12 protein-coding genes are annotated in these 12,980 nt (G+C 67.5%); 6 read left to right on the forward strand and 6 right to left on the reverse strand.

Annotated features, from left to right (window positions below; genetic code table 11):
• Positions 1-52: 52 nt before the first annotated feature.
• The gene (locus tag ACWMMN_RS17380) at positions 53-2,575 is read right to left on the reverse strand and encodes an ATP-binding protein (RefSeq protein ID WP_486423704.1); all 2,523 of its coding nucleotides are present in this window, start codon (positions 2,573-2,575) and stop codon (positions 53-55) included.
• A gap of 390 nt (positions 2,576-2,965) precedes the next feature.
• On the opposite strand from ACWMMN_RS17380, the gene cblR reads away from it, so the two are divergent.
• Positions 2,966-3,682 (forward strand): cable pilus system response regulator transcription factor CblR, encoded by a 717-nt coding sequence (gene cblR, locus ACWMMN_RS17385; RefSeq protein ID WP_486423705.1) that lies wholly within the window; start codon positions 2,966-2,968, stop codon positions 3,680-3,682.
• 290 nt (positions 3,683-3,972) lie between these two features.
• Entirely contained in the window at positions 3,973-4,401 is a 429-nt protein-coding gene (locus ACWMMN_RS17390; protein WP_486423706.1) for a PRC-barrel domain-containing protein, read from the forward strand.
• A 219-nt stretch (positions 4,402-4,620) separates the two neighbouring features.
• On the opposite strand, the gene dapF is transcribed toward ACWMMN_RS17390, so the two are convergent.
• A complete protein-coding gene (gene dapF / locus ACWMMN_RS17395; protein ID WP_174991669.1) occupies positions 4,621-5,445 on the reverse strand; it encodes a diaminopimelate epimerase in 825 nt (274 codons plus the stop codon).
• 272 nt (positions 5,446-5,717) lie between these two features.
• Here dapF and ACWMMN_RS17400 point away from each other — a divergent pair, with 272 nt between their 5' ends.
• From ACWMMN_RS17400 to trhA, 3 genes are all read left to right on the forward strand, one after another.
• Positions 5,718-7,796: a carbon starvation CstA family protein gene (locus ACWMMN_RS17400; RefSeq protein WP_059238477.1), complete on the forward strand. Its 2,079-nt coding sequence runs from the start codon at positions 5,718-5,720 to the stop codon at positions 7,794-7,796.
• A 12-nt stretch (positions 7,797-7,808) separates the two neighbouring features.
• Positions 7,809-8,015 (forward strand): YbdD/YjiX family protein, encoded by a 207-nt coding sequence (locus tag ACWMMN_RS17405; RefSeq protein ID WP_006480280.1) that lies wholly within the window; start codon positions 7,809-7,811, stop codon positions 8,013-8,015.
• A gap of 185 nt (positions 8,016-8,200) precedes the next feature.
• Positions 8,201-8,821: a PAQR family membrane homeostasis protein TrhA gene (trhA, locus tag ACWMMN_RS17410; RefSeq protein WP_059238479.1), complete on the forward strand. Its 621-nt coding sequence runs from the start codon at positions 8,201-8,203 to the stop codon at positions 8,819-8,821.
• Positions 8,822-8,880: 59 nt separating this feature from the next.
• On the opposite strand, the gene ACWMMN_RS17415 is transcribed toward trhA, so the two are convergent.
• The 3 genes from ACWMMN_RS17415 to ACWMMN_RS17425 form a co-directional block, all read right to left on the reverse strand.
• Positions 8,881-10,287 (reverse strand): MFS transporter, encoded by a 1,407-nt coding sequence (locus tag ACWMMN_RS17415; protein ID WP_486423707.1) that lies wholly within the window; start codon positions 10,285-10,287, stop codon positions 8,881-8,883.
• Positions 10,284-10,721 carry a nuclear transport factor 2 family protein gene (locus tag ACWMMN_RS17420; RefSeq protein WP_486423708.1) on the reverse strand — a complete coding sequence of 146 codons (438 nt, stop codon included), beginning with the start codon at positions 10,719-10,721 and terminating at the stop codon, positions 10,284-10,286. The genes ACWMMN_RS17415 and ACWMMN_RS17420 overlap by 4 nt, the downstream gene beginning before the upstream one ends.
• Before the next feature lie 110 nt (positions 10,722-10,831).
• Positions 10,832-11,968, reverse strand: coding sequence for an FAD-dependent oxidoreductase (locus ACWMMN_RS17425; RefSeq protein ID WP_486423709.1), 1,137 nt, complete (start codon positions 11,966-11,968; stop codon positions 10,832-10,834).
• A 65-nt stretch (positions 11,969-12,033) separates the two neighbouring features.
• On the opposite strand from ACWMMN_RS17425, the gene ACWMMN_RS17430 reads away from it, so the two are divergent.
• On the forward strand, positions 12,034-12,501 hold the full coding sequence (locus ACWMMN_RS17430; RefSeq protein WP_059238486.1) for a MarR family winged helix-turn-helix transcriptional regulator: 468 nt from the start codon (positions 12,034-12,036) through the stop codon (positions 12,499-12,501).
• Positions 12,502-12,551: 50 nt separating this feature from the next.
• Here ACWMMN_RS17430 and ACWMMN_RS17435 read toward each other — a convergent pair whose 3' ends face one another.
• Positions 12,552-12,905 (reverse strand): DOPA 4,5-dioxygenase family protein, encoded by a 354-nt coding sequence (locus ACWMMN_RS17435; RefSeq protein ID WP_059238488.1) that lies wholly within the window; start codon positions 12,903-12,905, stop codon positions 12,552-12,554.
• Positions 12,906-12,980: the final 75 nt, after the last annotated feature.

The following is a 12,980-nucleotide window of genomic DNA, read 5'->3' on the forward strand; positions in this document are numbered from 1 at the left end:
CGCGTTACGCGTCCCCGTGGCCCGGGACCGGGTTTCCGGCCACGCGGGTTATCTATGTGTCGGCGTCGCCGGACTCGCGCTCACGGGCGTCCGGCCGAGCCATGTCGGCGCGATGCTGGCGCAACAGTTCGTCACCGAGCGCACGGATGCTGGGCGGCATGCCGCCGGATGCGAATTGCAGCCGGCGTTCGAGTTCGGCTGCCAGTTCGCTCGTCGCCGCATGGCCGGCGATGGCCGCGGCACCCTTGATGCGGTGCGAAGCATGACGCGCGCGCTCGGCATCGTCATTCGACAGCGCATCGCCGAGCGCCGCCAGATCGGCGTCGACGCTTTCCCGGTAGATCGCCCGGAAATCGGCTTGCGCCGATCGCGTGTCCTGCGCCGGTGGCGCGATTTCGTCCGCGACGCCGGTCGGACACCACAGGTCGATCATCTGGCGCAGCGCATCGAGCCGCAGCGGCTTGCCCAGCACGCCGTCCATGCCGCTGTCGAAGCACCGCTCGCGATGCGCGTCGCCGGTCGACGCCGAGATCGCGATGACGGGCGTGCGTGTCTGCTTTCGCAGGCGTTCGCTGTCGCGTATGCGTTGCACGACCGTATAGCCGTCGACGTCGGGCAGGTCGCAGTCGAGCAGCACCATGTCAAACGCCGTGTGCTCGAACTGCGCGAGGGCTTGCTCACCGGTGCCGGCAATCGCCGAGCGGCATGCGAGCGCGGCGAGTTGATGCTCGATCGCATGTTGAACGGCTTCGTGATCGTCGACGACCAGAATCATCGGGCCGTTTCCGGCTGGCTGTCGTATGCCGGTTTCGACAGGCACCTGCATGCGCGCCAGCGGCGTTTCCCCCGGTGTGCCGGTTGTGCCGGGCGCCGGCGTGAGCGCGATGCGCCGCGCCGGCAGGATCACCGTGAAGACGGTGCCCTTGTCGGGGCTGCTGCTGACGGTAATCACGCCTTTCATCAGGTCGACCAGTTCGCGGCAGATCGACAGTCCCAATCCGCTGCCGGCGACGCGACGGTTGCCCGAGGGCTCGACGCGCTGGTAGGGCTCGAAAATGCGGCGCTGGCGTTCGGGCGGAATACCGATGCCGGTATCACGGATCTCGATCACGAGCGAGCCGGCACGGTCCGGCTTGCCGTCGAGATAGTCGACGCGCAGCGCAATCGAGCCGGCCGACGTGAACTTGATCGCGTTGACGAGCAGATTCAACACGATCTGCCGCGTGCGCACCGGGTCGATCAGCACACACAGCACGGGCGCGCACGCGAGTTCGAGCGCGAGGCTCAGCTTCTTGTCGTCCACCCGCCAGCGCACCATGTCGGCGCTGTGCCGCACCCAGGGCTCGATGTGCGTGGGCTCGGGCGCGAGCGTCACGTTGTGCGATTCGAGGCGCGAGTATTCGAGGATGTCGTCGAGCAGCGTCAGCAACGATTCCGATGCGGCCACCGCCGCATCCGCGCGGCCGGCCTCCTTCGGCGGCAGCTTCGAGCGTTGCAGCAATTCCAGCGACGACAGGATCGTGTGCATCGGCGTGCGGATCTCGTGGCTGATGAAGGCGAAGAACATTGCCTTGTCGCGCTCGCTGCGCAGCGCCGCGGCGCGCGAGCGCCAGGAAACGAATGCGATTGCGGCCAGCGCGAGCAGGCCGGCCCCGGCCGCCGCGACTTGCCAGCGCCGGTAGTAAAGGATCGAGTGCAGCGACGGCTTGCCATAATCGGCCGATTCGATCCATTGACGCGCAATGTGCTCGGCGTCGCGCGCCGGGATCGCCGCGAGCGACTTGTCGAGAATCGATGCGAGCACCGGCAGGTCGGGGCGCGTGGCGATCGCGAGCGCATACGGGCTGTCGGGCAGGCCGCCCGCTACGAACAGCTTGTCGCGGTATTGCCGCTGCAGCAGCGGCAGGATGGACATGTCGGGACCGATCGCGACGTCCGCGTCACCGTCGGAGACGGCCGCGAGCGCGTCGCGTTCGTCGTCGTAGGTCAGCAGGGTCATGGGGATGTCGCCATGGCGGATCGCGTATTCCAGTGCGCCCCCGCCCTTGATCGCGACGCGCCGGCCGGCGAGATTGCGGGAGTCGACGAACAGGTTCAGGCGCTCGGACGCGATGACGAACACGGTGCCGACGAAATAGGGGCGGCTGACGATGAGGTCGCTGCGGAGCGATGCGGCAGCGCTGCTCGCCGTCGCACCGGAGGCGGCACCGGGGGCAGGCATCTTCATTGCATCGGACGCGCTGCGCCACGTCACGTCGGGAACGATGTCGATCCGGCCGGCGCGCAATGCGTCCATCGAGTCGCGCCACATGACATCGTCGACATACTCGAAGCGCAACCCGCTGATCCGCGCGATGGCATCGAGAAATGACGGTACCACGCCGACGACCTTGCCGTTTTCGCGAAATTCGAACGGGCGCCATTTCGAATCGGCGCGGGCGCGCACCACGGGATGCGCGGCTATCCACGCCCGTTCCTCTGCCGTAAACTGCGGTGCGCCGGCCGCCTGTCCGGGTGCCGGCGTCAACCCGATCGTCATGCCGATCAGGACGGCGCAACCCTTCAACCTCATCATGCTCACGTTCTTCCCTCGCGTTATCGGCCGGGTTGCAATCGAACCGGCCGCGTGACCGGAGTGGTTGCGGCGATGCCGCCAGTTCCGGCGTCGTGGTTTCCGTCAGGTGCGGCGCACGGCGGCCGGATCCGCATCGGTCGCCGCGACGAGCGCGAGAACCGTCGGAAAACGGGCTCGCCATCATAGGTCGCGCGCCGGGGAAGCGCAACGCCGCCCTATTGCGGAGGAACCAGGCTGAAAGGGCCTGCCCGGTTTAGCCGGCGGGGTTAAAAATCAACCGGAAAGCCGGTAAGCTAATCCCAATAAACGATGGCATCGATGGCGGCTTGCGACGACGAGCAACGGGGCGCAGCCAGTCACAGCCGCACTGAAATAGATAAAGGGTTAGCAATGAGGCCAGAGCACCAGCCGATCCAGGTCGTGATCCTGGACGACCACGCCGTCGTCCAGCACGGGATCGCGAGTTACCTGACGGAGAAGACCGGCATCCAGGTCGTGGCGAGCTTTGCGAAATCGCGCGACCTGATCCGCTGGCTCGAGGCGAATCGCGCGGATGTCGTGCTGCTCGACTACACGCTCGGCCCCGGCGAGATCGACGGCCTCAATCTCGTCAAGCTCGTCAATACGCGCTTTCCGGATTGCCGGATTCTCATGACGTCGAGCAGCGATACGCCTGCGACCGTGAACATGACGATGCGCGCGGGGGCGCTCGGCTTCTTCGGCAAGAGCGAGGATCTCGGGGAGCTTGCGTATGCCATCCGTGTCGTGGCAAACGGCCGTCCGTACATCAGCGCCGAACTGGCCGCGCGGATGGAGTCGAGCGCGACGCCCGATCCGCGCATGGCCGACACGAAGGCGGCGGGCGGCAACGGCACGCTGGCGCCCGAATCGGCATCGTCCACCGACCTGCGCCTCAGCCCGCGCGAGCACGAGGTGCTGCGCTGCTTTCTCGCCGGCATGTCCGTATCCGACATCGCCTCGAAGTTCTCCCGCAGCCCCAAGACGATCAGCGCGCAAAAGCAATCGGCGTTTCGCAAGCTCGGCATTCGTAGCGATGCCGAACTATTCGCATCCCGCAAGCTGATCGAGGAAGGTCGGACCGCGTGATCGACATGCCGTGGTGCGCGGCATCGACTATCCGCACGTTCGTTGATCTCCGTCCGGCTCGACTCTCCTGTCAAGTCGCACTCCGAACGCACGATCCGGCGAATGCCGTTACCATGAAAGCCGTGTTGCACGTTGCGGTCCGGCCATGCCGGTCCGTCATGCACGCAAGCAGTGGCGGTGCGGCCGGCCGCCATGCCACCGACGAAGCGCGGGGTGCCCACCGATCGGCCGTTGCGTCCGCGTCGCTTCGCTCCCGGAATCAACAACAATCGAACCGGAGTGCAAAACACATGACGTTCTACAAAACCCTCATCGCAGCAACCATCCTCGCCTCGAGCGTCAGCGCGCACGCGCAGATCGCCGGCGCCCAGCCGCTCAGCGTGACCGTCGAGCAATCGCAGGCGCTGCTCGAAGGCTGGAGCGTGAAGAAGAGCGTGCTCGGCAAGGCCGTCTACAACGACGAAAACAAGAAGGTCGGCACCGTGCGCGACCTGATCGTCGCGCCGGACGGCTCGGTGTCGGCGGCGATCGTGTCGGCGGGCGGGTTCCTTGGCGTGGCCGCGCACGACGTCGCGGTGCCGATCGCGTCGCTCGACGTGCGCAACGGCAACATCTACCTGCCGGGCGCGACGAAGGACGCGCTGAAGGCGACGCCCGCGTTCCAGTACGCGAAGGTGCCGTCGCCGCCGAAGCCGAAGAAGCTCGACGACAAGCACTGAGCATCGATTCGATGTATCGCAGCCCGGCGCGCATTGCGCCCGGGCTGGCGATCGCCGGCCGTCGATCGCCATGCGGGTCGGCGCGAAACGGCGGAGGCATGGCGTCGCATCATGGCACCGGACGAATTGTCTCGACGATCGATGGCGACGCGGTTGCGCATCGTGCGCGAATCGGCGCGGTGATCCGCAACACGCCATGAATGCCGCACACACCGGCGATCAGCTCGCCGCCGCCTCCCCGTCCACCCACACCGCGCCGAACCCGAACGCAACCGGCCCGCTCAGGAACACGCTGCCGGCGCCATCCCATTGAACGGTGACGTCGCCGCCGTCGCATGTCACCCGCACGGTATCGTCGAGCAGCCCGCGCCGGATGCCGTTGACCACCGCGCCGCACGAACACGAGCCGGAACCGAGCGGCACGCTGCCGCCGCGTTCCCAGATGCGCAGGCGAATGTGCGAACGGTCGATGACCTGCACGACATGCACGTTGGTTTTCAGCGGAAACAGCGGATGCGTTTCGATCGACGGGCCGAACGCTTCGAGGTCGAGCGCATCGACCGCGTCGACGAAGAACGTGCAGTGCGGATTGCCCATGCTGCACGCGGCCGGTGCGCCGGGCAGCGGCAGCGCGAGCGTATCGACCGCTTCGGCGACGGGCACGTCCTGCCAGCCGACACGCGGCGCGCCCATCTCGACCTTGATCAACCCGTGCGTATCGTGCGCGCACAGCAGGCGCCCGCGATTCGTGCGCAGCAAGACCGACGCCGTACCGGTTTCCCGCATCAGCTTCCACGCGACGCCGCGCGTCGCGCTGCCGCACGTATCGAGCGTCGAGCCGTCGGGATTCCAGAACGCGACGCGCGCGGCCGCGTCGTCGCAGTCCGACATCACCGCGAGCTGGTTGAAGCCGATGCCGTTATGCCGGTCGCCCATGCGTCGCACGAGGTCGCGGTCGATGCGCGGTACGTGATCCTGACCGCGCAGGTCGACGATGACGAAGTCATCGCCGTTTGCGTGCATCTTCTGAAATCCGATCGGCATGGCGGTTCCGGCATGGAGGCAGGCGAATACTGTACGTGGCTCGCCGGCCGCGATCAATCGCGCGCCGGACGATGCACACGCAACCGGTGTCTACGTAATTCTACGTAGCCCCGCATACGTAGTTATCCGCTTGTAAGCGGCCCCGGTCGCGCGGAATACTACGGCCCATCGCCCCGGTCTCAGCGAGACCGTGGCACGACGCATCGACGTCACGCGTGTGCGGCACCCTCGCCGCATGCCATCTAAAACCACATTGGAGACCAGGAGACGCCATGAATCGGGCTTCCAGTACCCTGCTCTGGATCGCGGTCGCGCTGCTCGGCGCGTTCTCGTTCGGGACGATCGCACTCGCACACGGCGAGCGCGTGAGTGCCCTCTGGATCGTGATCGCCGCAGTCTGCGTGTATCTGATCGCGTATCGCTTCTACAGCCGTTTCATCGCCAGCAAGGTCATGCAGCTCGACGGGCTGCGAATGACGCCGGCGGTGAAGTACAACGACGGCCTCGACTACGTGCCGACCAACAAGTACGTGTTGTTCGGTCATCACTTCGCCGCGATTGCCGGCGCCGGCCCGCTCGTCGGGCCCGTGCTCGCCGCGCAGATGGGCTACACGCCCGGCATGCTGTGGATCCTGGCCGGCGTCGTGTTCGCCGGCGCGGTGCAGGACTTCATCGTGCTGTTCATCTCGACGCGCCGCGACGGCCGCTCGCTCGGCGATCTCGTCAAGATGGAGCTTGGCACGGTGCCCGGCGTGATCGCGCTGTTCGGCGCGTTCCTGATCATGGTGATCATCCTCGCGGTGCTCGCGCTGATCGTCGTGAAGGCACTGACCAACTCGCCGTGGGGCACGTTCACCGTCGCCGCGACGATTCCGATCGCGCTGTTCATGGGCGTCTATACGCGCTACATCCGTCCGGGCCGCATCGGCGAAGTGTCGATCATCGGCTTCGTGCTGCTGATGGCGTCGATCGCGTTCGGCCAGCATGTGCACGATTCGCCGACGCTTGCCGCGTGGTTCACGTTCACCGGCACGCAGCTCACGTGGATCCTGATCGGCTACGGCTTCGTCGCGTCGGTGCTGCCGGTGTGGCTGCTGCTCGCGCCGCGCGACTACCTGTCGACGTTCCTGAAGATCGGCACGATCCTCGGCCTCGCGATCGGCATCCTGGTCGTCGCACCGGAACTGAAGATGCCCGCGCTGACGAAGTTCGTCGACGGCACGGGCCCGGTGTGGTCGGGCAACCTGTTCCCGTTCCTGTTCATCACGATCGCATGCGGCGCGGTGTCGGGCTTCCACGCACTGATCTCGTCGGGCACGACGCCGAAGCTGATCGACAACGAAACCAACGCGCGCTTCATCGGTTACGGCGCGATGCTGATGGAATCGTTCGTCGCGATCATGGCGCTGGTCGCCGCCTGCGTGATCGAGCCGGGCATCTACTTCGCGATGAACGCGCCGGCCGCCGTGCTCGGCTCGACGCCTGAGGCCGTCGCGAACACCGTCACGCAGTGGGGCTTCGTGCTGACGCCCGACATGCTGACGCAGACCGCGAAGGCCGTCGGCGAAACGACGATCATCGCGCGCGCGGGCGGCGCGCCGACGCTGGCCGTCGGCATGGCGCACATCCTGCACCAGGTGATCGGCGGCGAAGCGATGATGGCGTTCTGGTATCACTTCGCGATCCTGTTCGAAGCGCTGTTCATCCTGACGGCCGTCGACGCCGGTACGCGTGCGGGCCGCTTCATGCTGCAGGACCTGCTCGGCACGTTCCATCCGGCGCTCAAGCGTACGGAGTCGCTGCCCGCGAACCTCGTCGCCACCGCGCTGTGCGTGGCCGCGTGGGGCTACTTCCTGTACCAGGGCGTGGTCGATCCGCTCGGCGGCATCAACACGCTGTGGCCGCTGTTCGGCATCTCGAACCAGATGCTCGCCGCGATCGCGCTGGTGCTCGGTACCGTCGTGCTGTTCAAGATGAAGCGCGAGCGCTATGCGTGGGTGACGATCGTGCCGACGGCGTGGCTGCTGATCTGCACGCTGACGGCCGGCTGGCAGAAGATTTTCGACTCGAACCCGAAGGTCAGCTTCCTCGCGCACGCCGCGAAGCTGCAGGCCGCGGTGGACGAAGGCAAGGTGCTCGCCCCGGCGAAGTCGATCGCGCAGATGCAGCGGATCATCTTCAACGACTACATCGATGCGGCGCTGGCCGGGTTGTTCATCTTCGTCGTCGTGGCGATCGCGGTGTACGGCGTCATCGCCGTGCTGCGCGCGCGCCGCGAGTCGAAGCCGACCGTGCGCGAGACGCCGTACGAAGCGATGCCGGCCGCGCAGGCGCTCGGCAGCGGACGCTAAGGGGAGGCCGCGATGTTCAGCGATCTTGGCAGCGACCTGCGCAGCGCGGGGCGTTACCTCGGGCAGGCGTTGCGGCTGATGGTCGGCCTGCCCGACTACGACACCTACGTCGCGCACATGCGCGAAACCCATCCGGACCGCGAACCGATGACGTACGAGGAATTTTTCCGCGAACGCCAGAATGCGCGGTACGGGTCGGGGGCGGGGAAGTGCTGTTGAACCGGGCTGTTCAAGCCGTTCGGTAATCGAAAGGGAAGCGCCGCGATGGAGATCGCGGCGCTTTTTTCTTTGGAGCGGCGGCGCAGCGGCCGCGTCGCCGTTTGCCCGAGCGCAGCACGGCGAAATCCGGCCGCCGGTATCATAGGGTTATCTCTTTTCCCGATGGACCCGCAGGAGAACACGTCGTGCATGTCGGTGAGCGTTTCAACAGTATTTCCCATCTCATCGGCGCGGTGCTGTCGGTGGCAGGCCTCGTGGCGCTCGTGACGATGGGCGCGCTCGAAGGCGATCCGTACAAGGTGGTGAGCTTCAGCGTGTACGGCGCGATGCTGTTCCTGCTTTACGCGATCTCGACGCTGTATCACAGCGTGCGCAACCCGCGCCTGAAGGCGATCCTGCAGAAATGCGACCACTCGGCAATCTACCTGCTGATCGCCGGCAGCTATACGCCGTTCACACTCGTCACGCTGCGCGGCCCGTGGGGCTGGTCGCTGTTCGGCGTGAGCTGGGGGCTCGCCGTGTTCGGCATCGTGCAGGAGTTGACGCTCGGGCGGCGTACGCGCTTGCTGTCGATGATCCTGTACGTGGCCATGGGCTGGCTCGCGCTCGTCGCGGTGCGGCCGCTGATCCACGCGCTGCCGCCGGTCGGTACCGCGTGGCTCGTGGCCGGCGGCCTGATCTACAGCGCGGGGATCTACTTCTTCATCAACGACGAACGCATCCGCCACGGGCATGGCATCTGGCACCTTTTCGTACTGGCCGGCAGCCTGTGCCAGTTCGTCAGTGTCGCGATGTATGTCGCGTGACCGGAACGCGGCGGTGAGCCGATGACCACGCTCGGGCGGCGCATCGGCTGGCGCATTCGCTAACGGCGCGTGGCGGCTTGCAGGTGCGCGGCCGTTGCGCCGGTTGCCGGTGCCCGCCCGGCCGTGATCCACCACGTTGCCGCGGCGAGCGCCGACAACGCGATGGCCATGACCAGCGCTACCCGCATCGCAGCCGGAAACGGCTGCAGCGTCGCGATGCACGCGCCGAAGACCGCCACGCCAAGCGCCGATCCGCTCTGCCGCGCCGCGTTCAGCGCGGCTGCCGCCACGCCGGCACGGTGCCGGTCGACCGTCCCGAGCGCCGGCGATGTCGCGGCCGGCGAGATGAATCCCGACGCGAAGCCGATCGCGAGCATCGGCGCGACGGCGAGCCACGCGGGCGTCGTTGCACCGATGCCCGTCATCCCGAGCGCGCCGGCCGTATAGAGCCCGAACGCCGCGCACATCGTGCCGCGTGCGCCGAAGCGTGCCACGATCCGCCCCGAACACAGCCCGCCGAGCGCGACCATCGCAGTCATCGGCAGGAACGCGAGCCCCGTGTCGAGCGGGCTCGCGCCGCGAACCTGCCGATAGAACAGGCTGAGCACGAACAGCAGGCCGTAGAACACGAACGCCGACACCATCGACACGAATGTCGACCCCGCGAACAACCGGTTGCGGAAGAACGCGAGCGGCAGCATCGGTTCGCGGCGCCGCGCTTCGATCACGACGAACGCGATCCATGCGGCGACGCTCGTCACGGCCCCGCCGACGATCGGCGCCGAGCGCCAGCCGAGCGACGGGCCTTCGATCAGCGTACCGATCAGCGCCGCGATCGCGACGATGGCCGCGGCCTGGCCGCCCCAGTCGAAATGCCGCGACCGGTCGACGGCGGCGCGCGCGACCGTGCGGCCGAGCCAGATGCCGGCGAGCCCGAGCGGCAGGTTCACGAAGAAGAGGCTGCGCCATCCGGACAGGTGGATCAGCAGCCCGCCGATCAGCGGGCCGGACGCCATGGCGATGCCGCCGCACCCCATCCACAGGCTGATCGCCGACGCGCGCGCGGCCGGCTCGGGGAAGGCGCGGTTGATCAGCGCGAGCGAGCAGGGCACCAGCATCGCGCTGCCGACGCCTTGCAACGCGCGGGCGGCGGCAAGTGCCGGGAGGGTCGGCGCGATGCCGCACAGCGCCGACGCGACGACGAATACCGCGAGCCCGGCGACATAGACCGTGCGGTCGCCGAACCGGTCGCCGAGCGTGCCGCCCGTCAGCAGCAGGCTTGCGAACGCGAGCGTGTAAGCGTTCACTATCCACTGCAGGCCGGCCACATGGCTGCCGAACGTGTGTGCGATGTCGGTGAGCGCGACGTTGACGATGGACGCGTCGAGCAGCACGAGCGTGTAGCTCACGCAGGTCGCGGCGAGCACGCGGCGGGCGGCGGCGCGGTCCGCCGCGGCGGCCGTCATGCGCGGCCGGGCGACGGCGTGGCGGCCCGCAGCGCGAGAAAGCCGACCCATCCCCAATACACGCGATGATGCGCGATCAGCCCGTCGCGCAGATCCATCACTTCGACGAGATCGACCTGATCGCCGTCCGGTGTGGCGCGCGGATATTCCCATGTCAGCTGGCGGCCGTTCGAGACGAACAGTCCGGTCCGGTACCAGCGTCCAAGCCGGCTGCCCGGATTGCGCAGGCCGGCCGCGAAGAATTCGCCGATCGCGGCTTTGCCGTGCAGCACGCCGGAGCCGTGCGCGGGCAGCGTGACGACGACGAGCGGCGTTTCGAGCACCGCGTCGTCGGCATACAGCGCCATCAGCGCGTCGAGGTCGCGGGCGACGACGGCCGCGTGCCAGTTTTCATGGATGCGCCGGGCGTCGGCGTCGGTGTCTGCGGGTGTCATGGCGGGTTTCCGGAAGCGTCGATAACGGAAACCCACTGTATGGGCGCGCCACCGCGAGACGTTTCACGCCAACCCGAAACGTGGATGCCGGCGCGCGATGTGCGCGCCGCTCAAGCCGCGTGCAGGGCGCGATACCGCGCGAGGGTCAGGGCTTCGGCGTCGTGCGAAAGCTGGGTGGCGGCGGCGTCGGCCGCTTCCCGTGCCGATTCGGTCACGCGCACGAACATCTGCTGCTCGAATGCCGCGACGGCCGCGTCGCGATCGGCGTGGGCGATGAGGCCGGCCGCGAGTTCGGCTGCGTCCCGCATCGCGTTGTTTACGCCTTCGCCGCCGAACGGCGACATCACATGCGCGGCGTCGCCGATCAGCGTGACACCGCGACGATGCGCCCAGCAATGTCCGACCGGCAGCGCGACGATCGGCCGGTTGGCGAAGCGGTCGCCGCTGGCGCGAAACAGGTCGTGGAAGGCGTCGGCGAAGCCGTCGAATTCGGCGACCGGCGCGGCACGCATCGCCTCGGGTGATGCGCAGTCGAAGCGCCGTGCGACCCAGTCGAGCGGCACGCGAAAGATCGCATAGCCGCGCACGTGCGCATGCCCGTTGCGTTGCGCGATGATTGCCTTGCCGTTCCCGTGCACGCCGATCTTGCCGCGGCCGACGAGCTGCGACAGCGCGGGATGCTGGCGATCGATGTCGTCGATGCCGAATTCGATGAACGTGAGGCCGCTGTACTGCGGCTGGTACGGCGACAGCAGCGGGCGAAGGCGCGACCATGCGCCGTCGGCGCCGACCACGAGGTCGAACGGTCCCTCCGTCCCGTGCTCGAACACGAGCGTCGCGCGCCCGTCGGACGCCATCCGGACCTCGCGTACCGGGCGGTCCCATTGCACGCAGCCCGGCGGCAATGCGTCGAGCAGCAGCGCGCGCAACGCGGTGCGGTCGACCTCGGGCCGGTTGCCGCCGGCGCCGTCGTCGTCGAACAGCACGCGGCCCGCGCGATCGAGCAGGCGCGAGCCCTGATCCTCGTAGCGCGCGACGGCCAGGAACGCGCCGGTGAGGCCTGCCTGCGCGAGCGCCAGCAGGCCCGACTCCTCGTGCAGGTCCAGCGTGCCGCCCTGCGGGCGTTCGAGCGGATGCGCGTCGCGTTCGTACACGACTGCGTCGATTCCGCCGAGGGTCAGCAGGCGGGCGAGCGTGAGGCCGCCCGGCCCACCCCCGACGATGGCAATGCGGAAACCCGGCTCCATGGTGCGCTCACGGTTTGATAATATAGGTGCCTATATAAAATCATGGCCACCTATGGAATGTCAATATGAGCGCTCCCGAGACGACGAAGACGAATCCGTTGCCGCTGATCGGCTTCACTTACCGGCTGTTCGCGCGCGTGGTCGATCGGCCGCTGCGTGAACTGGGTTTCGCGATGAGCCAGGTCCCGGTGCTGGTGTCGTTGAAGAAGGCGGGCGCGCTGTCGCAGACGGAGCTCGCGCGGCGTGCGCAGGTCGAGCAGCCGAGCATGGCGCAGTTGCTGAACCGGATGGAGCGCGACGGCCTCGTGCTGCGCGTGCCCGATCCGGACGACCGGCGTAGCCGCCTGATCTCGCTGACGGATTCGGCGACGAAGGGGCTTGCGAAGGGGCGGGCCGTGATGGACGGTGCGAGCGAGCAGGCGCTGGCGGGGTTGAGCGACGCGGAGCGAGAACAGCTGGCGGCGTTGCTCGGCCGCGTGAATGCGAATCTCGAACGGATGGCCGGAATCGAGCGCGCGAACGACATCGATTGATCGCGATCGCCGGCTGCGTCGCCGTCGCCGTCGCCGGTCGCCGCGGGCCCTTATCCGGCCAGCGCGTCGAGATTCAGTGCATACGACTTCCCGATCCACACCGCGCAATCGCGATGGTCGCGCAGTTCGTCGTTCGTATTCGGATGCAGGAAGATGTCGAGCGCGCCGTGGTTCAGTACGAGCCACGGCACGATGTCGTCGAATCGCGCGGCGTCGAACGCGATCTGGTACGACCAGGCCGGATGCGGGCCGACGAGGCGCTCGTGAAAGCGGCCGAGTTCGATGACCGCGCCGAACCGTTCGTCGACGACCTGGCGAAATGCCCAGGCTGCGTCGCGGCTGGCCGCATCGAAATAGACGTGTGCATGCCAGCTGGCGATGGCGGTGGTGTCGAGGGCTGCCATGGAAGGACTCGATAAAAAAGGAATGCGTGAGATGCCGTGCGAAACGGTCGATGCGTGATTATCGCGCGTCCTTGC

This window comes from Burkholderia cepacia complex sp. TUM26381 (genome assembly GCF_057439935.1).